Source organism: Pseudomonas sp. SZ40 (assembly GCF_052958135.1).
Map to the genome: position 1 here is coordinate 21,588 of NZ_JBQWIF010000038.1, position 20,587 is coordinate 42,174.

Here is a 20,587-nt window from a genome sequence, read left to right on the forward strand (position 1 = left end):
ACTCCTCCAGGATTACCCATGCCGTCCAAGGTCATCCTCGTCATTCTCGACGGCCTCAACTACGAGGTCGCTCGGCATGCGCTCGGCCATCTGCAGGCGTATCGCGCCGCTGGCCGTGCAGCGCTGTACAAACTCGAGTGCGAGCTGCCTTCGCTGTCCAGGCCGCTCTACGAGTGCATTCTCACTGGCGTGACACCGATCGACAGCGGCATCGTGCACAACAACGTGGTGCGCCTGAGCCATCAACGCAGCGTGTTCCACTATGCCCGCGCCGCCGGCCGGAGCACTGCGGCTGCCGCTTACCACTGGATGAGCGAGCTGTACAACCGTGCGCCCTTCGTGGCGGCCCGTGACCGCCATACCCGTGATAGCGAGCTGCCGATCCAGCACGGACATTTCTATTACGTCGACCACTACCCGGACTCGCACCTGTTCGACGATGCCGAGAGCCTGCGCCTCGCGCATGCGCCGGATTTTCTGCTGGTGCACCCGATGAACATCGACGACGCCGGCCACAAGCACGGCCTCGACAGCAGCCAGTACCGCAACGCGGCGCGGGTCGCCGACATCCTGCTGGCCGGCTACCTGCAGACCTGGCTGGACGCCGGCTATCAGGTACTGGTGACCGCCGACCACGGCATGAACGATGACCGCTCGCACAACGGTCTGCTGGCCGAGGAGCGTGAAGTGCCGCTGTTCGTGCTCGGCGATGCCTTCAGCCTCGACGAGACCGCGACCCCGACGCAACTGGAGCTTTGCGGCACCCTCTGCGAGCTGCTCGGCGTTCCCCATGACAAACCTTCGTGCCCGGAGTTGTTGAAATGAGCACCACCCGCAAACCACGGGGCAAATGGCTGGCACTGCTGTGCCTGCTGCCCTTCGCGGTGTTCTTCATCGCCTTTCAGATCGCCCCGCTGGTATGGGTGGCGCTCAACAGCCTGAACACGCCGGATGGCTGGGGCCTGGGCAATTTCGAGAAGGCGTTTTCCTCGAAGTTCTACATGCAGGCGGTCAAGCACAGCCTGCAGATCGCTTTCTGGTCGAGCCTGTTCGGCATGCTCATCGCCATCATCGGCAGCTACTCGCTGCGCCAGGTGGATTCGAAACTGCGTGACTTCGTCATCGCCTTTTCCAACATGACCAGCAACTTCGCCGGGGTACCGCTGGCCTTCGCCTTCATCATCCTGCTCGGTTTCAACGGTGCGCTGACCCTGCTGCTGATCCAGGCCGGACTGATCGAGAGCTTCAACCTGTACTCGAAGAATGGCCTGATCGTGCTCTACACCTACTTCCAGATCCCCCTCGGCGTGCTGCTGCTCTACCCCGCCTTCGACGCCCTGCGCCAGGACTGGCGCGAGTCGGCAGCCCTGCTCGGCGCTGGCACCTGGGACTTCTGGCGGCATATCGGCCTGCCGGTGCTGACGCCGGCGCTGCTCGGCACTTTCGTGATTCTCCTGGCCAATGCCCTGGGCGCCTACGCCACGGTGTATTACCTGACCACCGGCAACTTCAACGTGCTGCCGATCCGCATCGCCGCGATGATTTCCGGGGACATTTCCCTCGATCCGAACATGGCCAGCACCCTGGCGATGATCCTCGTCGGCCTGATGGCAGCGATCACCCTCGTCCACCAGTTGCTGCTGCGAAGGAGCTACCATGTCCCGCGCTAACAGGCCGTTTAAAAACGTAGGCGAGGCCGCCGATGCGAGGCAAAAACAGGCGAAAAAGCGGAGTTTACTAAAAGTAAATGAGCATTTTGAGCCTGGTTTTAACGAAGCAGCGGCAACGCAGGTAGTTTTTAAACCGCCTGTGAAAGTGCCTGCTGCCAGCCTTTACCACCGCGTGGTGGTCTGGGTGCTGTTCCTGATCTTGCTGCTGCCGCTGGCCGGCACCCTGCTCTACTCGCTGTCCACCAGCTGGTCGGCAACCATCCTGCCGGACGGCCTGACGTTCAAGTGGTACCTGGAGCTCTGGGGAGAGCCGCGCTTCCTCAAGGCGTTCGGCCAATCGCTGCTGGTCTGCTTCGGCGCCCTGGCACTCTCGGTGCTGTTGATCCTGCCACTGCTGTTCGTCGTGCATTACCACTTCCCCAAGCTCGATGCGCTGATGAACGTGCTGATCCTGCTGCCGTTCGCCGTGCCGCCGGTGGTGTCCGCCGTGGGCCTGCTGCAGCTCTACGGCTCCGGGCCGCTAGCGATGGTCGGTACGCCGTGGATCCTGATCGGCTGCTACTTCACCATCGCCCTGCCGTTCATGTACCGGGCCATCACCAACAACCTGCAGGCGATCAACCTGCGTGACCTGATGGACGCCGCCCATCTGCTCGGCGCCAGCACCTGGAAAGCCGCCTTTCTGGTGGTGCTGCCCAACCTGCGCAAGGGTTTGATGGTGTCGCTGTTCCTGTCCTTCAGCTTCCTGTTCGGCGAGTTCGTGTTCGCCAACCTGCTGGTCGGCACACGCTATGAAACCCTGCAGGTCTACCTCAACAACATGAAGAACAGCAGTGGCCACTTCAACAGCGCCCTGGTGATCTCCTACTTCTTTTTCGTCCTGGTGTTCACCTGGGCGGCCAATCGACTGAACAGGGACAAGGCATGAGCTTCCTGAGCATCCAGAACCTGCACAAAAGCTACGGCGGCACCTCGATCTTCAGCGACATCAACGCCGAGATCGAGCAAGGCGAATTCGTCACCCTGCTGGGCCCATCGGGCTGCGGCAAATCCACCCTGCTGCGTTGTATCGCCGGCCTCACCGAGGTCAACGGTGGCAAGATCCTGCTCGCCGGCGAAGACCTGGTGCCCCTGGCGCCACAGAAGCGCGGCATCGGCATGGTGTTCCAGAGCTACGCGCTGTTCCCCAACATGACCGCCGCGCAGAACGTCGCTTTCGGCCTGCGCATGCAGAAGATCGGCAAGGACGAATCCGCCGGGCGCGTGCAGGAAGCCCTGGCCATGGTCGAGCTTGGCGACTATGCCGACCGCTACCCGCATCAGCTCTCCGGTGGCCAGTGCCAGCGCGTCGCGCTGGCCCGCTCGCTGGTCACCCGCCCACGCCTGCTGCTGCTCGACGAGCCGCTGTCGGCGCTCGACGCACGCATCCGCAAACACCTGCGCGAGCAGATCCGCAGCATCCAGCAGGAGCTTGGTCTGACCACGATTTTCGTCACTCACGATCAGGAAGAGGCGCTGGTGATGAGCGACCGTATCTTCCTGATGAACGCCGGGCGCATCGTCCAGAGCGGCGACGCGGAAACCCTCTACACCGCTCCCGCCAACGCCTTCGCGGCAGGCTTCATCGGCAACTACAACCTGCTCGACGCGGCCACCGCCAGCCGCCTGCTCGGCTATCCGATCAGCAGCCAGGTGGCCATCCGCCCGGAAGCCATCGTGCTCGGCCAGGGCACCATCGCAGCGCGGATTCGCAGTCACAGCCTGCTCGGTAATATCATTCGCTACCGGGTGGAAGCCGAAGGCGTTGAGCTGCTGGTCGACGTGCTCAATCGCAGCGCCGACGACCTGCATGCCGACGGCCATCCGGTCTCATTGGATATCGCGGCGAATGCCGTAAAAGAGGTGGGATAGGGTCTGTTCACCTTTCAGCACGAGCCGCGTTGCAGCGAGAACTTTCACCCGGTTAGGCGCAAGACGCAGGCAATGGCTGAACCAGCTTCACATCGTGTCACGACAGCGGGTGAAACTTCCCGCGCAACCCCTTGGGACGGGCCTATTTTTTCGCGATACTGCGTTTCTCGCTGACTCATTTGGCCCACCAAACTTCGCAACTCGCGCCTTGCCTCGCAAAAGAATAGGCGCCGGCGCGGTCGTACTGAAAGGAAAACAGACCCTCATGGCCCTGGCAATTTTCGATCTCGACGAAACCCTGATCAATGGCGACTGTGCCAGCTTGTGGAGCGAGCACATGGCAACGCTCGGCTGGGTCGACGGAGAAAGCTTCATCGCCAAGGATCATCAGCTGATGGCGCTGTACGCCGAAGGCAAACTGGCGATGGAGGACTACATGACCTTCAGCCTGTCGCCGCTGGTGGGGCGCACGCCGGAAGAAGTCGCCTTCGTCGTCGAGCCCTTCGTGGAAGACGTGATCGAACCGATCTTCTTCAGCGACGCCACCCGCTGCCTGGCCAACCACCGCGCAGCCGGCGACCGCATCCTGATCATCTCCGCCTCGGCGCACTTTCTGGTCAGCGCCATCGCCGAACGGCTCAAGGTCGAGGAAGTGCTGGCCATCGACCTGCACGAGGAGTACGGCCACTACAGTGGCAAGACCGTGGGCGTGCTGACCTACCGTGAAGGCAAGGTCACCCGCCTGCATGCCTGGCTGGAAGAACACGGCGAAAGCCTGGAAGGCGCCTACTTCTACTCCGACTCACGCAACGACCTGCCGCTGCTGCAACGGGTCGACAAGCCCCACGCGGTGAACCCCGATCCGGCACTGCGCGAGCATGCCGAGCGCGAAGGCTGGCCGATCCTGAGCTGGTCTTGAAGTCGCTTGGAAGCTGCTCATGATCTTTCGAAGCAGCTTCCAGCCATCCCAGATCAATAGCCGCAATAAGGCGCTAGCGGACCTTCGACTTGGTGGGCTAAAGCCCACCCTACAGCCGCGCATCTAGCCGTAGGGTGGGCTTTAGCCCACCAATTGTCCCCCGACTACGAACGGCTGCTATCGCCTCGAAGTAGCCCCTGCAGCGTGTCAGAAAAGGCCGTGAGCAGCCTAGAACGTGACACCCGCGATCAGCGCAATGTTGCTGTAGGGCCGGCACTCACCCGTACGGATCTGCACCCGAGCCCTGGCACAGGCGACCTTGAGCTCGTCGTGGCTGACCAATTGGCGCTCGCCCAGCTCGCCTTGGGCGGTCAGAGACTCGATGGCCTCAAGCGCCAGTGGCGCCACGTCCAGGGTTTCCCGGGCCAGCAGATGGCCCTGCACCTGCATCTCGCTGAGCACCACCCGCAGGGTGGTGACGAAGTCCGGCACTCCGGCGGTCAGGGCCAGGTCGATGCACGGGGTGCCCGGCGGCACCGGCATGCCGGCATCGCCGATGACGATGATGTCGCCATGGCCGAGCCGGGCGATGGCGGCGGAAAGCGCAGCGTTGAGCAGGGGCGTCTTCTTCATGCAGGCAACTCGTGACGGTAAGGAATCGAGGGTTGTGCGCCGGGCCGGGTGACGGCCAGTGCAGCGGCTTGCTGGCCCAGGCCGATGGCCGCTTCCAGCGACTGCCCGGCAGCCAGGGCGGCGGCGAAACCACCGACGAAGGTATCGCCAGCGGCCGTGGTATCCACGGCCACCACCGGGGCCACGGCGAAATGCGCGTGCCGCTCGCCATCGGCGTAGAGCACGCCCTGGGCGCCCAGGGTGATCAGCACACGGCGAGCACCGGCCTGCAGCAGCCGTTGCGCAGCGTGCAGGGCCGACTCGGGCGAGTCCACCGGCAGGCCGGTGAGTGCCGCGGCCTCGCTTTCATTGGGGATCAGATAATCGGCCAGCCCGTACCAGTGGGCTGGCAGCGGCCCACTGGCGGGCGCCGGATTGAGGATCACCGTGCAGCCGGCCTCGCGGCCACGGATCATGGCCGCCTCGACGGTGGCTTGCGGCACTTCCAGTTGCACCACCAGCACCTGAGCGGCAGCGAGCAGCGCCGCCTGCGCATCGAGGTGAGCAGGCGTCAGGGCACCGTTGCCACCTGCGACGATGACAATGGCGTTCTGGCCCGCGTCATCCACCAGAATCGAGGCGATCCCCGTCGGCACGCCCTCGATCTCGCTGACCGCCGTGCAATCGATACTTTCCACGAGCAACGCGGTACGCAAGCGTGCGCCGTAGGCATCGGCACCGACACAGCCGATCATCGCCACCTGCGCGCCGAGGCGTGCCGCAGCGACCGCCTGGTTGGCGCCCTTGCCGCCCGCAGCCGTGGCGAAGTCATGCCCGGCCAGGGTTTCCCCACCACGCGGCAGGCGCGGCGCACGCACGATCAGGTCCATGTTCAAACTGCCCACTACCACCAGATTGCCTTGCATCTGTTCCCGCTCCTCAGGACGCCGCTGCGCCCACTGGATAATCTTCAGCCGCCAGCGACGGCGGTGGACTCGCGCACCATCAGGGTCGGTTCGAGCAGCCATTGTTCGGCATCGAGTTCCGGGGTACGCACCCGCTGCAGCAAGCGCTCGGCAGCGCGCTCGCCGAGCTGGCCGATGTGCTGGCCGACGGTGGTCAGGGCCGGATGCAAGTAGCGACTCACTTCGATGTCGTCGAACCCCACCAGTGACAGCTCCTGGGGCACCCGCACACCACGCTCCGCGGCAGCGCGCAGCACGCCGAGGGCGATCATGTCGTTACCGGCGAAAATTGCCGTCGGCCGCGCCTCACCGCTCAGCAGGCCAAGCGCCGTGGCGTACCCCGCCGGGCTGGTGAAGGCACAGTGGGTTGGCTCGGCAGCTGGCAAGCCTGCCTCGACCAGCGCCCGTTGATAGCCCGCCACCCGCAACTGCGCCACCTGGGTATCCACGGGCCCGGCGATGCAGGCGATGCGCCGATGGCCGAGTTCGAGCAGATGCCGGGTCGCCAGATAGCCGCCCTGCTCATGATCGATCTGCAGGCGATCCGCACTGACCCCGTCCAGGGACCGGTCGACCAGCATCAACGGCAGCTTTACAGCTGCCAGGGCCTGGGCGAAGGCCGCGTCGCGGGTCACGGTGGCGACGATCAGGCCATCGATACGGCGCTCCAGCAACACCCGCAGGTAACGCAACTGCTTGGCACCGTCGTCATCGGAATTGCACAGGATCACGCTGTAGCCGTTGCGCTCGGCGTGATCCTCGATGCCCCGCGCCAACTCGGCGAAATAGGGGTTGCTGGCATTCGGTACCAGCAGCCCAAGGGTACCGGTGGCACGGACTCTCAGCGACCGCGCCACGCCACTGGGCACATAGCCCAGCTCGGCGATCGCCGCCTGCACCTTGTCGCGTGCGCTGTCGCTGACCGGGCGCGTGCCGTTCACCACGTGGGAAACCGTGGTGTAGGAAATACCGGCGCGTGCGGCGACGTCCTTGATGGTAGCCATGAACGATCAGGCCCTACGCTTGGCGCGATAGCTGCGGTAGGTGTCGAGGATCACCGCCACCACGATCACCGCACCGGTGATGATCCGTTTGGTTGGCTCGCTGGCGCCGATCTGCGCCAGCCCTGCGGCCAGTACGGAAATGATCAGCACACCGAAAAAGGTGCTGATCACCGAACCACGGCCGCCCATCAGGCTGGTGCCACCGATCACCACGGCTGCGATCACTTGCAACTCCAGGCCGGAACCGGCATTCGGGTCGGCCGCCTCCAGGCGCGAAATCTGGAACAGTGCCGCCAGCCCGGCGAGCAGGCCCATCAGCGCGAACACCGAGACCTTGTAGGGTTTGGGGTTGATGCCGGCCAGGCGCACCGCCTCTTCGTTGGTGCCGATGGCCACCAGATAGCGGCCGAACACGCTGCGTGTCAGCAGCAGGTGCGCAGCGAGGATCACCAGCAACGCGATGACGAACGACGGCGAGATACCTGCAGCGAACGGCGTCGACAGCCAGGCGTAGGCGTCGCCGATGTAAGCGGTGCGCGAGTCGGTGAGCTGGTAGGCCAGGCCACGGGCCATCTCCAGCACGCCGAGAGAGACGATGAACGACGGAATGCCCCAGGCCACGGTGATGAGCCCGGTCACGCTGCCGGCCAGCGCCGCGCAGGCCATGCCCAGCAACGCGGCGGGCACGATGCCCCAGCCGAAGCCGAGCGTCGCCACGCTGACCACGGCAGCCGCCAGCGCCAGTACCGACCCCACCGAGAGGTCGATGCCGCCGATGATCAGGATCAGCGTCATGCCCACCGCCAGCACCATCAGATCGGGAATCTGGTTGGCCAGGGTGGTGAAGGTGGCGTAGGAAAGAAAATGGCTGCTCAGCGAGGAAAACAGCACGATCATCGCCAGCAGCGCGCCAGCCAGACCCAGGTAGGTGCCCAGGCCCTGATGGGTACCACTGCGCTTGGTGGGCGTGGCGGATGGAGTGGTCATTGGCAAAGCTCCTGTAACGGGGGGGCGACCTCGCCGAGCATGGCTTCGCGGCTGCGGTAGCCGGCGAACGCGGCAGCCAGCAGGCGATCCTGACTCCAGTCATCGCGGTCGAACGTTTCGATGAGGCGGCCGGCAGACAGCACGCCGATACGGTCGCAGATCAGCATCAGCTCGCGCAGGTCACTGGACACCACCACGAGCGCCTTGCCCTGTCGCGCCAGTTCGCCGAGCAGGCCGTAGATCTCGAACTTGGCACCGACATCGATGCCGCGGGTTGGCTCGTCGAACAGCAGCACGCGACAGTCGCGCTCCAGCCAGCGGCCGATGACCACCTTCTGCTGGTTGCCACCGGACAGCTCGACCACGGCCTGATCGGGCCCGTTGCAACGGATGCGCATGGCATCGATTTGCCGCTGCGCCAGCGCCCGCTCGGCAGCCGGGCGCATCACGCCATGCCTGGAAACGGCCGGCATGTTGCCCAGCGCCAGGTTGGCGGCAATCGGCTGGCCGAGCAGCAGCCCTTCTCCCTTGCGGTCTTCGGTGATCAGCGCGATACCGTGACGCACCGCTTCGGCAGGCGAGCGGACACGCACCGGAGCCGGCGGGTTGCCTAGCGAAACCTGGCCGCTGTCGGCGCGGTCGGCACCATAGATCAGCCGCAGCAACTCGGTGCGGCCGGCACCGATCAAGCCGGAAATACCGTAGATCTCCCCTGCCCGCACGCTGAAGGAAACGTCGTCGACCTTGCCGCGGCGGCTGAGATTGGTCACCTGCAACAGCGGCGCGCCGATATGTCGCTCACCCAGGTCGATGGCTTCGCCGACCTCGCGGCCGACCATCAGGGTGACCAGTTCATCGCTGCTGTAACGGTCGATGGGTTCCACTGCCACCAGCTGACCGTCGCGCAGCACGGCGACGCGCTGCGCCACCTTCGCCAATTCTTCGAGGCGGTGAGAGATGTACACGATGGCCACACCCGCGGCGCGCAGACGCTGGATCTGCTCGAACAGCAGATCCACCTCGCGGGCGGTGAGCATCGCCGTCGGCTCGTCGAGGATCAGCACCCGGCAATCGCCGATCAGGTTGCGGGCGATCTCGACCATCTGCTGATGGCCGACGCCCAGCGCAGCTACCGGTGTATCCGGGTCCACCGCTTCCAGGCCGACCTGAGCCATGGCCTGACGCGCCATCTCGCGCAGGCGACCACGGGAAATCCAGCCGCCACGGCTGGGCAGATTGTCGAGAAACAGGTTCTCGGCCACGGTCAGGGTCGGCAGCAGATTGAGCTCCTGCAACACCATGCGCACGCCAAGGCGCTCGGCCTCGCGGCGACTGGCAGGCGCGTAGGGCTGGCCCAGGAAAGTCAGCGAGCCGGTAGTCGGCTGCTCCAACCCACAGAAAATCTTCGAAAGCGTGCTCTTGCCGGCGCCGTTCTCACCGGTCAGCGCCAGCACTTCACCGGCGCGCAACTCCAGCTCGACCCCACCCAGCACCGGCTGGGCGTAGGTCTTGCCGATATTGCTGGCGGCGAGAACGGTCTCGCCGGCCACTACAGCCGTGGTCACGGTTTGGTCACGAGTTCGACCGGGGTTTCGATCACACCGTCTTTGGCATCGGTGGCTTCGCCCTTGACCAGCTTGAGCGCCGCCTCGATGCCGAACACCGCCTGGCGAGCGGCGAACTGATCGGCAGTGGCGAGCACGCGGCCATCCTTGAGCATCGGTTTGATGGCGTTGATGTTGTCGTAACCGACCACCTGCACCTGATCTTTCTTGCCGGCAGCGCGCACGGCGGATACCGCGCCGAGCGCCATGCTGTCATTGCCGGCCAGCAGCGCCTTCAGATCCGGGTATTCGTTGAGCATGGCGGAGGCCACGGCGTTGCCACGGTCGATCTCCCAGTTGCCCGACTGCACGCCGACGATCTTCATGCCGGCTGCTTCCATCGCATCCTTGAAGCCCGCGGTACGTTGCTGAGCATTGGTGGTGGTGGAAACGCCTTCGATGATGCCGACCTCATCACCCGCCTTGAGTTTGTTCTGGGCCAGGTACTCACCGACCAGGCGTGCACCCTTGCGGTTGTCCGGGCCCACGAACGGCACGTCCAGGCCCTTGCTCTTCACCACCTCGGGGTCGAGTCGGTTATCGATATTGACGATCTTGATGCCAGCATCACTGGCCTTCTTGATCACCGGCACCAGGGCCTTGGAGTCGGCTGGCGCGATCACCAGCGCATCGACCTTGGCAACGATCATCTGCTCGACGATACGAATCTGCGCAGAGGTATCGGTCTCGTCCTTGATGCCGTTGGCGATCAACTCGAACTGGTCCGGGTGTTCTTTCTGATAGTCCTTGGCTCCGTCTTCCATGGTGCGGAAGAACTCGTTGGCGAGGGACTTCATGACCAGCGCGACCCGAGGCGTTTCACCTTCGGCGGCATGGGCAGGGGAGAAGCTGACGAGCGCGGCGGCACCGAGAGCGATGGCGGCGCAGAGACGGGCAGGACGGAAACCGGACATGGGCGAACTCCGTGGTTATTGTCATTTTTATAGGCACGCAAACGTTTGCGTGATGATGAAATTATGGAAAGACCCGCTTTTTGTCAAATATTCCACATGCCCATTCATCGTCCTCACTGCAGAAATATCATGACAAACGCGCCACTCGCCGGCAAAGCGCTGAAGTTTTCAGCGTTATCGAAATGATCTCGAGTATTGCACCAGCAAGACCGGGTGCTTCATGATCACCAGCGAACATTTCAAAGGAGCTCGAATGGACATCGGAGCCTGGTCCTACAAGGAAAAATTCTTATCGGCATTCTGGCTGGCCTGCCGAAATGGACCTGGTAGATCGACTCCAGCATGCCAGTCTTCTAAGCCTGGCTCTTGGCGCGATGGCCAGCCCCAGATTCTTCCTGACGCCGTTGAAGACGCAATTTCGATTGCGTAGCGCGCCCTCGAAAGCGCTCGTAGTGGGTCTGCTGGCGTTTTTCTTCTTCCAGTTGCTGGCAACCTTCTCGAGGCTGGCAGGTAGCTGAATTCGGTAAGAAGGCGCCACGAGGGACGATCGGTCGGACAATCCTTATCATCAGATTCGCTAGAAGTTCAGCACTGGTCTTATGGCCCCAGCAACGGCGGGGTGCGCAACCTGCGTCTCATCGACGGCAAAATGGTCGAGATAAGCATCGAGCGCCAACCCTGAGCCGGTCATTCGACACACTCACTCCAAGGACGAAACCTGTGAAATACACTCTCTATCTGCTACCTGCGGCTCTTCTCTCTGGCTGCATGACGCTTTCCGGCGTCTACGAGCTGTCGCTGCAGGACAAGGACGGCAAGCCGCTGCGCCAGAACATGACCATGGTCGCCGAAGGCAGCGGCATCTACACGATGCGCAACGCGATGTGTTCGGCTCACCCCGGCGCCACCGTCATCATCAAGGATGTCGAGAGCGGCGCCGAGCTGAAAAGCGAAAGCCCCTACCGGTGCTGATGCGCCCGCCCCGAGCGGTCATTCGATGCTGATGCGGTACTCCACTGCTCGTCGTTCCTGCTGATTGGGGAACGACGAGAACTTCACCGAGTCCTCACCCGCCTTGTCGCCCGCCAGATAGACGAAACGATCCACGTTCGCCACGTCACCCTCGACCTGATACTCGCGCTTGAAGCGGCCGAGTTTCGGCGTACTGCTGCCCAGTTTTTCTACCGGCATCCAGACTTCGCTGCGTGTCTTGCGGCCCTCTGCCGTCAGGTGATCGAGGATCACGCAGCGCTCACCGGTCTTGACCCGCACCGGAATCACGTAGTTGCCATGGGCGTCATCGCGAAAGGCCGCTGCCGTGTCGACCTCGCAGGCGACCGTGATGCCGCTCGCCAGTATCAACCCCACCATGCAAAGGCAGCGCCGGATCATTTGACCACCACTTCAGTCGCCTGGTAACGCTGCTGCGGTTCGACGATCTGTTCCTGGGCAACCACCAGCGGCAGATCACGGGATCCCTCGGCGGTTTTCTGCACCAGGGCGTACAGCGTGGCAGTGGCCAGTTCCAGCGCCTGGTGCAGCGCATGCCCGGACAGCAGACGGGCCAGCAGCGTCGCCGAGAACACATCGCCCATGCCGTTGGGCAGCGGATGCAGCGCCAGGCGCGGGGTGCTCACCAGCCAGGCGCCTTGACCATTGACCGCCAGGGTACAGAGCTGGTCGGCAGGAATGTCCGGCGTGGCCAAGCTGGTGATCACCACTACATCGGGCCCGCGACCGCGCAGTTGGCGTGCGGTGCGCACGGCCTCGTCGACGCTGTCGAGTTTGCTGCCGGTCAGCAGCTCGAACTCGAACTGGTTGGGGGTGATGATGTTGGCGCAGGGAATCGCCAGGTTGCGCAGAAAATCCGGGATCGCCGCGTTGACGAATACCCCTCGCCCCACATCGCCCATCACCGGATCGCAGAGGTAGCGCACGCCCGGGTTATCCCGGCGAATCTCGTCCACCGCTTCGAGGATCACCGCACCGATCGCCGCATCGCCCAGATAGCCGGAAAGCACTGCCGAGACCCGCGACAGCACGCCGCGATCGCGCAGGCCTGCGAGCACTTCACGGATATGCTCGGCATCGAAGACCTGGCCGCGGAACTGCCCGTAGCCGGTGTGGTTGGAGAACTGCACCGTGTGTACCGGCAACACTTCGAAACCCAGGCGCTGCAACGGAAACACGGCGGCGTCGTTGCCGACATGGCCCAGGGCGACATGGGACTGGATCGAGAGAACCAAAGGGGGTGTGGAGGCGCTCATGGAAAATGGATTCCTGTGTCGGGGCGGCGCTAGCCAATGGCGGCATTATTCGCCAATTCCCCCTGAGGATTCCACGACCTGACGCGAAAGCGGTCGTGACAGGCCGGCATGTCGACCTGTCACTGCGCGGTCAGGCCTTGGCGATTTCCGGTGTCAGCAGCCACTCGGCGCTGTCGTTCCAGACGTCCATGCGGGTGATCTTGCCGTCGCGGACTTCGAAACGATCCAGATAGCGATTACCGGAAAAACTGCTGCCGTCCGGCCACTCGCCATACAGCGTGCCGTTGGAATAGACGACGGTATGGTCGTCGCGCTCGGTCCAGTCGAACTGACCGAGGGCCTTTTTCACCCAGGCGTAGCGCGAGCCGTTGAATGCGGTGATGTCCTGGGGCGTAGGCATGTGGCGCCCGCCGGTGAAGGTGATGCGCACGTCGTCACTCATGTAGGTGGCTGCCTTGACCGGATCCGGAGCCATGGATGCCGCTAGAAAATCGCTAACAATCTGCACGGCCTCGTTCATTTCATTCATACCTGCTCTCCCAATTCGTTGATCGTGCCGAGGCACCGTTCGTGCCTGCATGTGGTGCGGCATGCACGCTATTCGTGCACGCTGGCGATGGCTATTCCGGGAAAACCGCGGAATGGCCAGTTTGCGCGTTATGGCACCAGGCTTGCTAGCAAATTATATACGAATGCTAGCAATCAGGAGAAAGCTCATGCGCAAACTGTTATCCCCACTCCGCCGCCTGTTGCCCTGCGCAGCGGCTGTTGCCAGCCTTGGCATGGCGCTGAGCGCTGCGGCGCACGCCGAGGAGCCGATCAAGGTCGGCCTGGTTGCCGCCTTGTCCGGGCAGTCGGCGAAGTCCGGCGAGGCGCTTACCCGCGGGCTCACCGTGGCCATCGATGAGATCAACGCCAAGGGCGGCATCCTCGGTCGCCCGGTGCAGCTGATCCGTCGTGACGATGAAAGCAACCCGGCCAAAGGCATGCTGGCCGCCCGCGAACTGGCGCAGCGGGAAAAAGTCAGCGTGCTGTTCGGTGGCCTCGATACACCGGTTTCCCTGGCCATCGTGCCACTGGCCAATCAGTTGAAAGTGCCGTTCATGGGCATCTGGGCCGCTGGCACCAAGATCACCGAGAACGGTGCCAAGGACAATTACGTATTCCGCGTGTCGGCGGTAGACGAGCTGGTCGACGAGGCGCTGGTCGAGTACGGCATCAAGAAGGGCATGAAGAAGCCCGGGATGATCCTGATCAACAATCCCTGGGGCGAATCCAATGAAATCGGCTTCAAGGATGCCCTGGCCAAACGCGGCATGGACTACGCCGGCATCGAGCGCATCGAAGACAGTGACCTCGACGTGGTGCCGCAGCTCACGCGCCTGAAGAATGCCGGCACCGACACCCTGCTGATGGTCGGCAACGTCGGCCCCTCGGCCCAGGTGGTCAAGTCCCTCGATCGCATGGGCTGGGATGTGCCGGTGGTTTCCCACTGGGGCCCGGCAGGCGGCCGCTTCAGCGAACTGGCCGGCCCCAACGCCAGCCGCGTGCACTTCATCCAGACCTACGTGTTCACCGAGAACAACAGCGCCAAGGGCGACCGCGTGCTGGCTGCCCTCAAGCAGCGCTTCCCGGAGATCAAGAGCCTGGCCGACGTGACCCCGGCAGTGGGAATCGCCAACGCCTACGACGCCATGCACCTGGCCGCCGCCGCCATCGAGAAGGCCGGCGACACCCAGGGCACCAAGGTGCGCGATGGCTTCTATGCGATCGACAGCTACCAGGGGCTGATCAAGGACTACACCCAGCCCTTCACCCCGACCAAGCACGACGCCCTGGGGCCGGACGACTACGTCTTCACCCATTTCGTCGACGGCCGCATCGTTCCACTCGCCCCTTGAAGCCGTGAACGGACGGGCCCTGGCGGCCCGCCCGGAGGATTATCGTCATGATCACCGCCGCCATCATCACCGGGCTCGGACTGGGCAGCATGTATGCACTGCTGGCCTTGGGTTTCCATATCACCTACGTGGTTTCGCGTACGGTCAATTTCGCCCAGGGCAGCGCCATGATGGTTGGTGCCGTACTTGGCTACAGCTTCACCATCACCTGGGGCTGGCCATTGTGGCTGGCGGTTCCGGCGACCCTGACGCTGTGCGCCGTCTATGGGCTGATCATCGAGCGCTTTCTGGTGCGCCCCTTCCATTCGCGCGGCTCCGAAGCCTGGCTGATGGCGACGGTGGCAGCGGGCATCCTGGTCGACAACCTGGCCCTGTTCACCTTCGGCAAGGAGCCACGGCAGTTCACTTCGGCGCTGGCCAATCAGCACCTGGAGCTGTTCGGCAACAACGTCGGCGTACTGCAACTGCTGATCCCCGTGGTAGGTGGCGGCATCGCCCTGGCGCTGTTTCTGGTGCGCCGCTACACGCGTCTGGGCAAGGTGCTGGAGGCCTGCGTACAGAATCCCAAGGCGGCGATGCTGATGGGTATTCGGGTCAATCGCGTGGTGGCCGTGGCCTTTGCCGTGTCGACCGTGTTCGCCGCCATAGCCGGCCTGTTGATCGCGCCGCTGTTCAGCGTGAATGCCGAGATGGGCATGTTGTTCGGCCTCAAGGCCTTCGCCGTGGCGATTCTTGGCGGTATCGCCAGCGCTGGCGGGGTATTCGCCGCCGGCCTGCTGTTCGGTCTGGTCGAGGCACTGGTGACCATCTATTTCGGTTCGGCCTTCACCCAGTTGTTCACCTTCGCCCTGGTCATTCTGGCCCTGGCGCTGCGCCCCAATGGCCTGTTCGGCAGCAAGACCCTGGTGAAAGTATGACCCTGAAGAATTCGCTGTTCGCCCCCGTTTCCCTCGCCCTGCTGACGCTGGCCTGCATCGCGGCGGCGCTGCTGCTCGACAGCTACTCGCTGCTGGTCTTCACCTTCTGCGCGCTGGCCGTGGTGGTCGGCGTGGGCCTGAACATCCTGATTGGCCTGAGCGGGCAGATCTCCTTCGGCCATATCGCCTTCTACGCCATCGGCGCCTACGTCTCGGCACTGCTGACCATGGCTGGCCTGCCCCTGGGCCTGGCGATGATCGCCGCTGGCCTGGCCTGTGGCGCCATTGGCGCGCTGCTGGCGATCCCGGCCCTGCGCGTCAGCGGCCCGTACCTGGCGATGATCACCATTGCCTTTGCCCTGGTGGTGCACCACGGGCTGATCGAATGGCGCTCGCTGACCGGCGGAGCCAACGGCCTGATGGGCATCCCCATGCCGGAAATCGGCAGCCTCGACCCGAGCGTGAGCATGGCGCTGATCGCCACCGGCCTGATGATCGCCGCCCTGGCGCTGTTCCAGCGCCTGCGCCACAGCGGCTGGGGCATGGCCATGCGCGCGGTGAAATCCACCGAAATCGCTGCCCGCTCGCTCGGTTTCAACCCGGTGCAGACCAAGACCCTGGCCTTCGCCCTGTCCGCCCTGCTCACCGGCCTGGCCGGTTCGCTGGTGGCGCCACTGATGATGTTCATCAACCCGGCCTCCTTCCCCTTCTCGCAGTCGATCCTGTTCGTGCTGGCGGTGATCGTCGGCGGCAGCGGCACTCTGTTCGGCCCACTGCTCGGCGCCCTGTTGATCGTGCTGCTGCCGGAAATGCTTTCGGATTTCGCCGAATACCGCCTGCTGATTTTCTCGGTGCTGCTGCTCAGCGTCCTCTGGGCTGCACCACGGGGGCTGCTCGGCACCCTGGCCAGCCTGTGGCTGCGGCCAGCTCACCAGAGCGCCCCGGCGACCTTGGACCAGGCACTGCTGAGCGCGTTCTTCCAGCAAGACAGCGCCGCCCGCGACGGCCTGCAGGTCAAGGACATCGGCATTCGCTTCGGCGGCGTCCAGGCGGCGCAGAACGTCAGCCTGCAGGCACCGCCCGGCAGCATCACCAGCATCATCGGCCCCAATGGCGCGGGCAAGACCACGGTGCTGAACATGATCAGCGGCTTCTACGCACCGGACAGCGGCAGCATCGACCTGGGTCGCCCACTGGCTGGCCTGCCCGCCTGGAAAATCGCCCGCGCGGGCATCGCCCGCACCTACCAGACCACCCAACTGTTCGGCGAACTGTCGGTACTGGAAAACCTGCTGGTGGCCATGCAGCAGGGGCGCCTCGGCCTACCCTTCAGCTGCGCCAACGATACCCGGCGCCAGCTCGCCCTGCAGTTGCTGACCCTGGTCGGCTACCAGGGCTCGGTGAACACCCCGGCCGATGACCTGGCCCACGTCGACCGGCGCCTGGTGGAAATCGCCCGCGCCCTGGCAACCCGCCCCAGCGTACTGCTGCTCGACGAGCCGGCAGCTGGCCTCAGCCGCAGCGACACGGATCGCCTGGCCGGTCTGCTCAGGACCCTCGCCGGGTTCGGCATCGCGGTCATTCTGGTCGAGCACGACATGGGCCTGGTGATGGCCGTGTCCGAGCGCCTGCTGGTGCTCGATGCCGGCAAGCCCATCGCCTGGGGCCTGCCGGATGAAGTGCGCAAGGACGAACGGGTCATCGCCGCCTATCTGGGCGGCACCAGCTACCAGGCCACGCCACGGGCCGAAGCCTGGGACGGTTCGCGCGATGCTCGTCTGTACATCAAGGATCTGGTCATCGACTACGGCGCCGCGCCGGTGGTCGACAGGGTCAATATCGTGGTCAACCCTGGCGAGCTGATCGCCATTCTGGGCGCCAACGGCGCCGGCAAATCGAGCATCCTGCAGCGCCTGGCCGGGCTGCATAAAGCCAGTGGCGGCAGCATCCTGCTCGACAACGAAAGCATCGAACACGCCGATGCCAGCACCATCGCCGCCCGGGGCCTGGCCCTGGTGCCGGAGGGTCGGCAGGTGTTCGGCCAGCTCAGCGTGCGTGACAACCTGCTGCTCGGCGCTTACTCACGCAAGGAGGCCTTCGATGCCGACGCGGAAATAGAAGCCATCCTGCGCCGCTTCCCACGCCTGCGCGAGCGTATCGACAGCCCAGCCGGCCTGCTCTCGGGCGGCGAACAGCAGATGGTGGCAGTGGGTCGCGGGCTGATGGCCAAACCGAAGATCCTGCTGCTCGACGAGCCTTCCCTGGGCCTGTCGCCAGCCATGATCGGCGAGCTGTACGACGCCCTGGCCGCCCTGCGCGACGAAGGCGTGACCCTGCTGCTGGTCGACCAGATGGCCAACCTCGCCCTGCAGGTAGCCGACCGCGCCTACGTGCTGGAGACCGGGCGCATCGTCAAATCCGGCAGTGCCGAAGCGTTGCGCGGCGACCCGGAACTGGAAGCGGCCTACCTCGGCGAAGGAGCCGCGGCATGACTGCGCTGACCATCATCAACGCCCGCCTCGGCGATGGCACCCAGGCGCTGCAGACCCTGTACGTGAAGGATGGCCGCTTCGTCAGTGCGCCCAGTGCCACCGCCGAGACCCTCGACCTGAATGGCAAGCTGCTGCTCACCGGCCTGGTAGAGACCCATATCCACCTGGACAAGGCCTGCATCATGCAGCGCTGCCAACTCAGCGAAGGCACCCTGGCCGAGGCCATCGCCCAGACCCGCTCGGCCAAGGCCGATTTCACCGAGGCGGACGTCTACCAGCGCGGCGCCCAGGTGCTCGACAAGGCCATCGCCCAGGGCACCACGCACATGCGCACCCACGTCGAGATCGACCCGCAGATCGGCCTGATCGGCTTCAACGCGGTGCGCCGCCTGCAGGCGGATTACGCCTGGGCCATCAGCCTGGAAATCTGCGTATTCCCCCAGGAAGGCCTGCTCAACAACCCGGGCACCGAAGCCCTGTTGTGCGAGGCGCTGGCCATGGGCGCCGAGGTGCTTGGCGGCTGCCCCTACACCGACAGCGATCCTGGCGCGCAGATTCGCCGGCTGTTCGAACTGGCGGTGGAGTTCGACCGTGACCTGGACTTCCATCTGGACTTCGACCTGAACCCGGAGGGCATGACCATCGGCGAGGTGATCCGCTGCACTCACCAGCACGGCTGGGCTGGCCGGGTGACCATCGGCCATGTGACCAAGCTGTCGGCACTGCCCAGGGACACCCTGCTGGCGGTCGCCGAATCCCTGGCCGAGGCCGGTGTGCAGGTCACCTGCCTGCCGAGTACCGATCTGTTCCTCACCGGCCGCGAGCACTTTCACAACCGGCCCCGGGGCCTGGCGCCCCTGCAGCACCTGCACGCCTGTGGCGTGACCTGCTCGCTATCGACCAACAACATCGGCAACCCTTTCACGCCCTACGGAGACGCGTCGCTGGTGCGTCAGGCCAACCTGTTCGCCAACGTCGCCCAACTGGCTACCGAGGCCGAGTTGCTGCGTTGCCTGAGCTGGGTGTCGAGTGAGTCGGCACGCCTGTTGCGCCTGCCCGACTATGGCCTGACGCCGGGCTGCCGCGCCGACTTCATCGTCTTCGATGCGCCCTCACCGGCCGCAGTGGTGGCCGAGATCAGCCCGCCGCTGATGGGCTACAAGGCCGGCCGCAAGACCTTCGAACGCGCACAACCACGCCTGCTCAGGCCGTGACAGCCCACATCACCGCACGCGCCAACCTGGGGCCTGTTCATCGACGCTGCGCGGATATCGCCCCAGCCAATCGTCAAAGGAACATGTAACTACTTGAATTTTATAAATTTATAAACCTGGAACGGCACGTGCTTGCAGCTATGCACACGCCACCTTGCCAACCCGAGAACAGGGAAAACCGATGAAAGACGTCAAACCTGAAAACCTTCCGCTCAATCTGGATCGTCGCCAATTGATGAAGTGGCTGGCCGTGACGGGGAGCGCCATGACGCTCGGCAGCCTGCTTCCCGCTGGCGCGTTTGCCGCCGATGACGAGGAAATCCGTATCGGCTATTGGCCCATCGTTGGCGGCTTGCCGCTGTATGTCGCCCTGGAGCAAGGTTTTTTCAAGGAAGCGGGGCTGAACGTCAAAGGCGTCAAGTTCTCCAGCCCGCAGCAAATCGTCGAGGGCATGATCACTGGCCGGATCCACGGCTGTGCGAACGGCACCGCGACCGGCGCCCTCGGCCTGGGGGCGATCACCATGCCGGGGCTGTTCAAGATCATCTGCTCCAACCCGTCGAACCATCGACTGGTTCTGGATGAATTTCTGGTTCCGCTCAATAGCACTGCGCAGAGCATCAGCGATCTGCAAGGCAAGAAAATCGCCTGCGGCCCGGGCATCCAGAACGTCACCATGGCCAAGATCATTCTGGAAAAGAACGGCTTCAGCGATCCCTCGGTCATCGAACTGCCTGTCGGCCAGCACGCGCCAGCCCTGGCGGCCGGCCAGATCGACGGGGTCTATACCCTGGAGCCGACCGGCACCGTGGGGCGCATGAAAAACCTGTCGCGCACGTTGGAAACCGGCGTCATCTCCAAATACGTGCTCGGTAATGCCGACGCCCCTTGGTTCGGTGGCGCAGCCGCGCTGAACAGCACCTTCATCGACAGCAAGCCGCTACAGACCAAAGCCTTCATCGCCGCCTACCAGAAGGCCGTGGCGTTCATCGCCGCGCAGCCGGAGCAGGCACGCAAGAACATCGTCGGCTACACCAGCATCGAATCGGATCTGGTCAACGAGGTGCCACTGCCGGGCTTCGTCATGTATTCCGACTTGCAAGGCGACAACCTGCAGTGGTTCCAGAAGTTCTATGACGTCTTCACCGAGCGAAAAATCTTCAGCAAACCGATCGACGTGGCTGCGCTGATCTATCAGGGCTGAGGAGAA

The 20,587-nt window shown here is 64.1% G+C and carries 20 protein-coding genes; 11 read left to right on the plus strand and 9 right to left on the minus strand.

Translation table 11 applies throughout. From position 1 onward, the window contains the following. Window positions 1-18 precede the first annotated feature (18 nt). The 5 genes from ACT9T4_RS22320 (at window position 19) to ACT9T4_RS22340 (ending at window position 4,500) form a co-directional block, all read left to right on the plus strand. Complete coding sequence (locus tag ACT9T4_RS22320) at window positions 19-825, plus strand: alkaline phosphatase family protein (RefSeq protein ID WP_499118986.1); 807 nt, start codon at window positions 19-21, stop codon at window positions 823-825. Continuing rightward, complete coding sequence (locus ACT9T4_RS22325; RefSeq protein WP_499118988.1) at window positions 822-1,670, plus strand: ABC transporter permease; 849 nt, start codon at window positions 822-824, stop codon at window positions 1,668-1,670. Before ACT9T4_RS22320 ends, ACT9T4_RS22325 begins: the two co-directional genes overlap by 4 nt. A 139-nt stretch (window positions 1,671-1,809) precedes the next feature. Further along, window positions 1,810-2,598 (plus strand): ABC transporter permease, encoded by a 789-nt coding sequence (locus tag ACT9T4_RS22330; RefSeq protein WP_042552735.1) that lies wholly within the window; start codon window positions 1,810-1,812, stop codon window positions 2,596-2,598. Then, entirely contained in the window at window positions 2,595-3,581 is a 987-nt protein-coding gene (locus ACT9T4_RS22335) for an ABC transporter ATP-binding protein (protein ID WP_499118990.1), read from the plus strand. The genes ACT9T4_RS22330 and ACT9T4_RS22335 overlap by 4 nt, the downstream gene beginning before the upstream one ends. A 265-nt stretch (window positions 3,582-3,846) precedes the next feature. Further along, a complete protein-coding gene (locus tag ACT9T4_RS22340; protein ID WP_042552733.1) occupies window positions 3,847-4,500 on the plus strand; it encodes an HAD family hydrolase in 654 nt (217 codons plus the stop codon). Window positions 4,501-4,728: 228 nt separating this feature from the next. Here the strand turns inward: ACT9T4_RS22340 and rbsD are convergent, their stop codons facing one another. The 6 genes from rbsD to ACT9T4_RS22370 are packed head-to-tail and all read right to left on the minus strand — an operon-like array spanning window position 4,729 to window position 10,586. Next, window positions 4,729-5,133: a D-ribose pyranase gene (gene rbsD, locus ACT9T4_RS22345; protein WP_042552732.1), complete on the minus strand. Its 405-nt coding sequence runs from the start codon at window positions 5,131-5,133 to the stop codon at window positions 4,729-4,731. Beyond that, on the minus strand, window positions 5,130-6,038 hold the full coding sequence (gene rbsK / locus ACT9T4_RS22350) for a ribokinase (protein WP_499118993.1): 909 nt from the start codon (window positions 6,036-6,038) through the stop codon (window positions 5,130-5,132). The genes rbsD and rbsK overlap by 4 nt, the downstream gene beginning before the upstream one ends. 44 nt (window positions 6,039-6,082) lie before the next feature. Then, window positions 6,083-7,081: a LacI family DNA-binding transcriptional regulator gene (locus ACT9T4_RS22355; RefSeq protein ID WP_499118995.1), complete on the minus strand. Its 999-nt coding sequence runs from the start codon at window positions 7,079-7,081 to the stop codon at window positions 6,083-6,085. 6 nt (window positions 7,082-7,087) lie between these two features. Beyond that, window positions 7,088-8,068 (minus strand): ABC transporter permease, encoded by a 981-nt coding sequence (locus ACT9T4_RS22360; protein WP_042552729.1) that lies wholly within the window; start codon window positions 8,066-8,068, stop codon window positions 7,088-7,090. After that, window positions 8,065-9,618 (minus strand): sugar ABC transporter ATP-binding protein, encoded by a 1,554-nt coding sequence (locus tag ACT9T4_RS22365; protein ID WP_179540016.1) that lies wholly within the window; start codon window positions 9,616-9,618, stop codon window positions 8,065-8,067. Before ACT9T4_RS22365 ends, ACT9T4_RS22360 begins: the two co-directional genes overlap by 4 nt. Before the next feature lie 11 nt (window positions 9,619-9,629). After that, window positions 9,630-10,586: a sugar ABC transporter substrate-binding protein gene (locus ACT9T4_RS22370; protein ID WP_499118997.1), complete on the minus strand. Its 957-nt coding sequence runs from the start codon at window positions 10,584-10,586 to the stop codon at window positions 9,630-9,632. Window positions 10,587-11,306: 720 nt separating this feature from the next. On the opposite strand from ACT9T4_RS22370, the gene ACT9T4_RS22375 reads away from it, so the two are divergent. Beyond that, a complete protein-coding gene (locus ACT9T4_RS22375) occupies window positions 11,307-11,558 on the plus strand; it encodes a hypothetical protein (RefSeq protein WP_179537759.1) in 252 nt (83 codons plus the stop codon). Window positions 11,559-11,576: 18 nt separating this feature from the next. Here the strand turns inward: ACT9T4_RS22375 and ACT9T4_RS22380 are convergent, their stop codons facing one another. From ACT9T4_RS22380 to ACT9T4_RS22390, 3 genes are all read right to left on the minus strand, one after another. Next, entirely contained in the window at window positions 11,577-11,978 is a 402-nt protein-coding gene (locus ACT9T4_RS22380; protein WP_499118999.1) for a hypothetical protein, read from the minus strand. After that, entirely contained in the window at window positions 11,975-12,853 is an 879-nt protein-coding gene (gene pdxY / locus ACT9T4_RS22385; RefSeq protein WP_499119001.1) for a pyridoxal kinase PdxY, read from the minus strand. Before pdxY ends, ACT9T4_RS22380 begins: the two co-directional genes overlap by 4 nt. Before the next feature lie 130 nt (window positions 12,854-12,983). Then, window positions 12,984-13,382: a nuclear transport factor 2 family protein gene (locus tag ACT9T4_RS22390; protein WP_499119003.1), complete on the minus strand. Its 399-nt coding sequence runs from the start codon at window positions 13,380-13,382 to the stop codon at window positions 12,984-12,986. A gap of 187 nt (window positions 13,383-13,569) precedes the next feature. Between ACT9T4_RS22390 and ACT9T4_RS22395 the strand changes: the two genes are divergently transcribed. The 5 genes from ACT9T4_RS22395 (at window position 13,570) to ACT9T4_RS22415 (ending at window position 20,581) form a co-directional block, all read left to right on the plus strand. After that, window positions 13,570-14,754 (plus strand): ABC transporter substrate-binding protein, encoded by a 1,185-nt coding sequence (locus tag ACT9T4_RS22395; protein WP_499119004.1) that lies wholly within the window; start codon window positions 13,570-13,572, stop codon window positions 14,752-14,754. A 47-nt stretch (window positions 14,755-14,801) separates the two neighbouring features. After that, window positions 14,802-15,671 (plus strand): branched-chain amino acid ABC transporter permease, encoded by an 870-nt coding sequence (locus ACT9T4_RS22400; RefSeq protein ID WP_042552722.1) that lies wholly within the window; start codon window positions 14,802-14,804, stop codon window positions 15,669-15,671. Then, window positions 15,668-18,163 (plus strand): branched-chain amino acid ABC transporter ATP-binding protein/permease, encoded by a 2,496-nt coding sequence (locus tag ACT9T4_RS22405; protein ID WP_499119006.1) that lies wholly within the window; start codon window positions 15,668-15,670, stop codon window positions 18,161-18,163. Before ACT9T4_RS22400 ends, ACT9T4_RS22405 begins: the two co-directional genes overlap by 4 nt. Then, window positions 18,160-19,377 carry an amidohydrolase family protein gene (locus ACT9T4_RS22410; protein ID WP_499119007.1) on the plus strand — a complete coding sequence of 406 codons (1,218 nt, stop codon included), beginning with the start codon at window positions 18,160-18,162 and terminating at the stop codon, window positions 19,375-19,377. The genes ACT9T4_RS22405 and ACT9T4_RS22410 overlap by 4 nt, the downstream gene beginning before the upstream one ends. Window positions 19,378-19,558: 181 nt before the next feature. Then, a complete protein-coding gene (locus tag ACT9T4_RS22415; protein ID WP_499119009.1) occupies window positions 19,559-20,581 on the plus strand; it encodes an ABC transporter substrate-binding protein in 1,023 nt (340 codons plus the stop codon). Window positions 20,582-20,587: the final 6 nt, after the last annotated feature.

What these genes read in the sequence shown, in the direction of transcription:
- ACT9T4_RS22415 (WP_499119009.1), top strand. Translation starts at nt 19,559, where the DNA reads ATGAAAGACGTCAAACCTGAAAACCTTCCGCTCAATCTGGATCGTCGC.
- ACT9T4_RS22320 (WP_499118986.1), top strand. Translation starts at nt 19, where the DNA reads ATGCCGTCCAAGGTCATCCTCGTCATTCTCGACGGCCTCAACTACGAG.
- ACT9T4_RS22335 (WP_499118990.1), top strand. Translation starts at nt 2,595, where the DNA reads ATGAGCTTCCTGAGCATCCAGAACCTGCACAAAAGCTACGGCGGCACC.
- ACT9T4_RS22380 (WP_499118999.1), bottom strand. Translation starts at nt 11,978, where the DNA reads ATGATCCGGCGCTGCCTTTGCATGGTGGGGTTGATACTGGCGAGCGGC.
- ACT9T4_RS22395 (WP_499119004.1), top strand. Translation starts at nt 13,570, where the DNA reads ATGCGCAAACTGTTATCCCCACTCCGCCGCCTGTTGCCCTGCGCAGCG.
- ACT9T4_RS22340 (WP_042552733.1), top strand. Translation starts at nt 3,847, where the DNA reads ATGGCCCTGGCAATTTTCGATCTCGACGAAACCCTGATCAATGGCGAC.
- ACT9T4_RS22360 (WP_042552729.1), bottom strand. Translation starts at nt 8,068, where the DNA reads ATGACCACTCCATCCGCCACGCCCACCAAGCGCAGTGGTACCCATCAG.
- ACT9T4_RS22390 (WP_499119003.1), bottom strand. Translation starts at nt 13,382, where the DNA reads ATGAATGAAATGAACGAGGCCGTGCAGATTGTTAGCGATTTTCTAGCG.
- pdxY (WP_499119001.1), bottom strand. Translation starts at nt 12,853, where the DNA reads ATGAGCGCCTCCACACCCCCTTTGGTTCTCTCGATCCAGTCCCATGTC.
- rbsD (WP_042552732.1), bottom strand. Translation starts at nt 5,133, where the DNA reads ATGAAGAAGACGCCCCTGCTCAACGCTGCGCTTTCCGCCGCCATCGCC.
- ACT9T4_RS22410 (WP_499119007.1), top strand. Translation starts at nt 18,160, where the DNA reads ATGACTGCGCTGACCATCATCAACGCCCGCCTCGGCGATGGCACCCAG.
- ACT9T4_RS22355 (WP_499118995.1), bottom strand. Translation starts at nt 7,081, where the DNA reads ATGGCTACCATCAAGGACGTCGCCGCACGCGCCGGTATTTCCTACACC.
- ACT9T4_RS22405 (WP_499119006.1), top strand. Translation starts at nt 15,668, where the DNA reads ATGACCCTGAAGAATTCGCTGTTCGCCCCCGTTTCCCTCGCCCTGCTG.
- ACT9T4_RS22400 (WP_042552722.1), top strand. Translation starts at nt 14,802, where the DNA reads ATGATCACCGCCGCCATCATCACCGGGCTCGGACTGGGCAGCATGTAT.
- ACT9T4_RS22370 (WP_499118997.1), bottom strand. Translation starts at nt 10,586, where the DNA reads ATGTCCGGTTTCCGTCCTGCCCGTCTCTGCGCCGCCATCGCTCTCGGT.
- ACT9T4_RS22325 (WP_499118988.1), top strand. Translation starts at nt 822, where the DNA reads ATGAGCACCACCCGCAAACCACGGGGCAAATGGCTGGCACTGCTGTGC.
- rbsK (WP_499118993.1), bottom strand. Translation starts at nt 6,038, where the DNA reads ATGCAAGGCAATCTGGTGGTAGTGGGCAGTTTGAACATGGACCTGATC.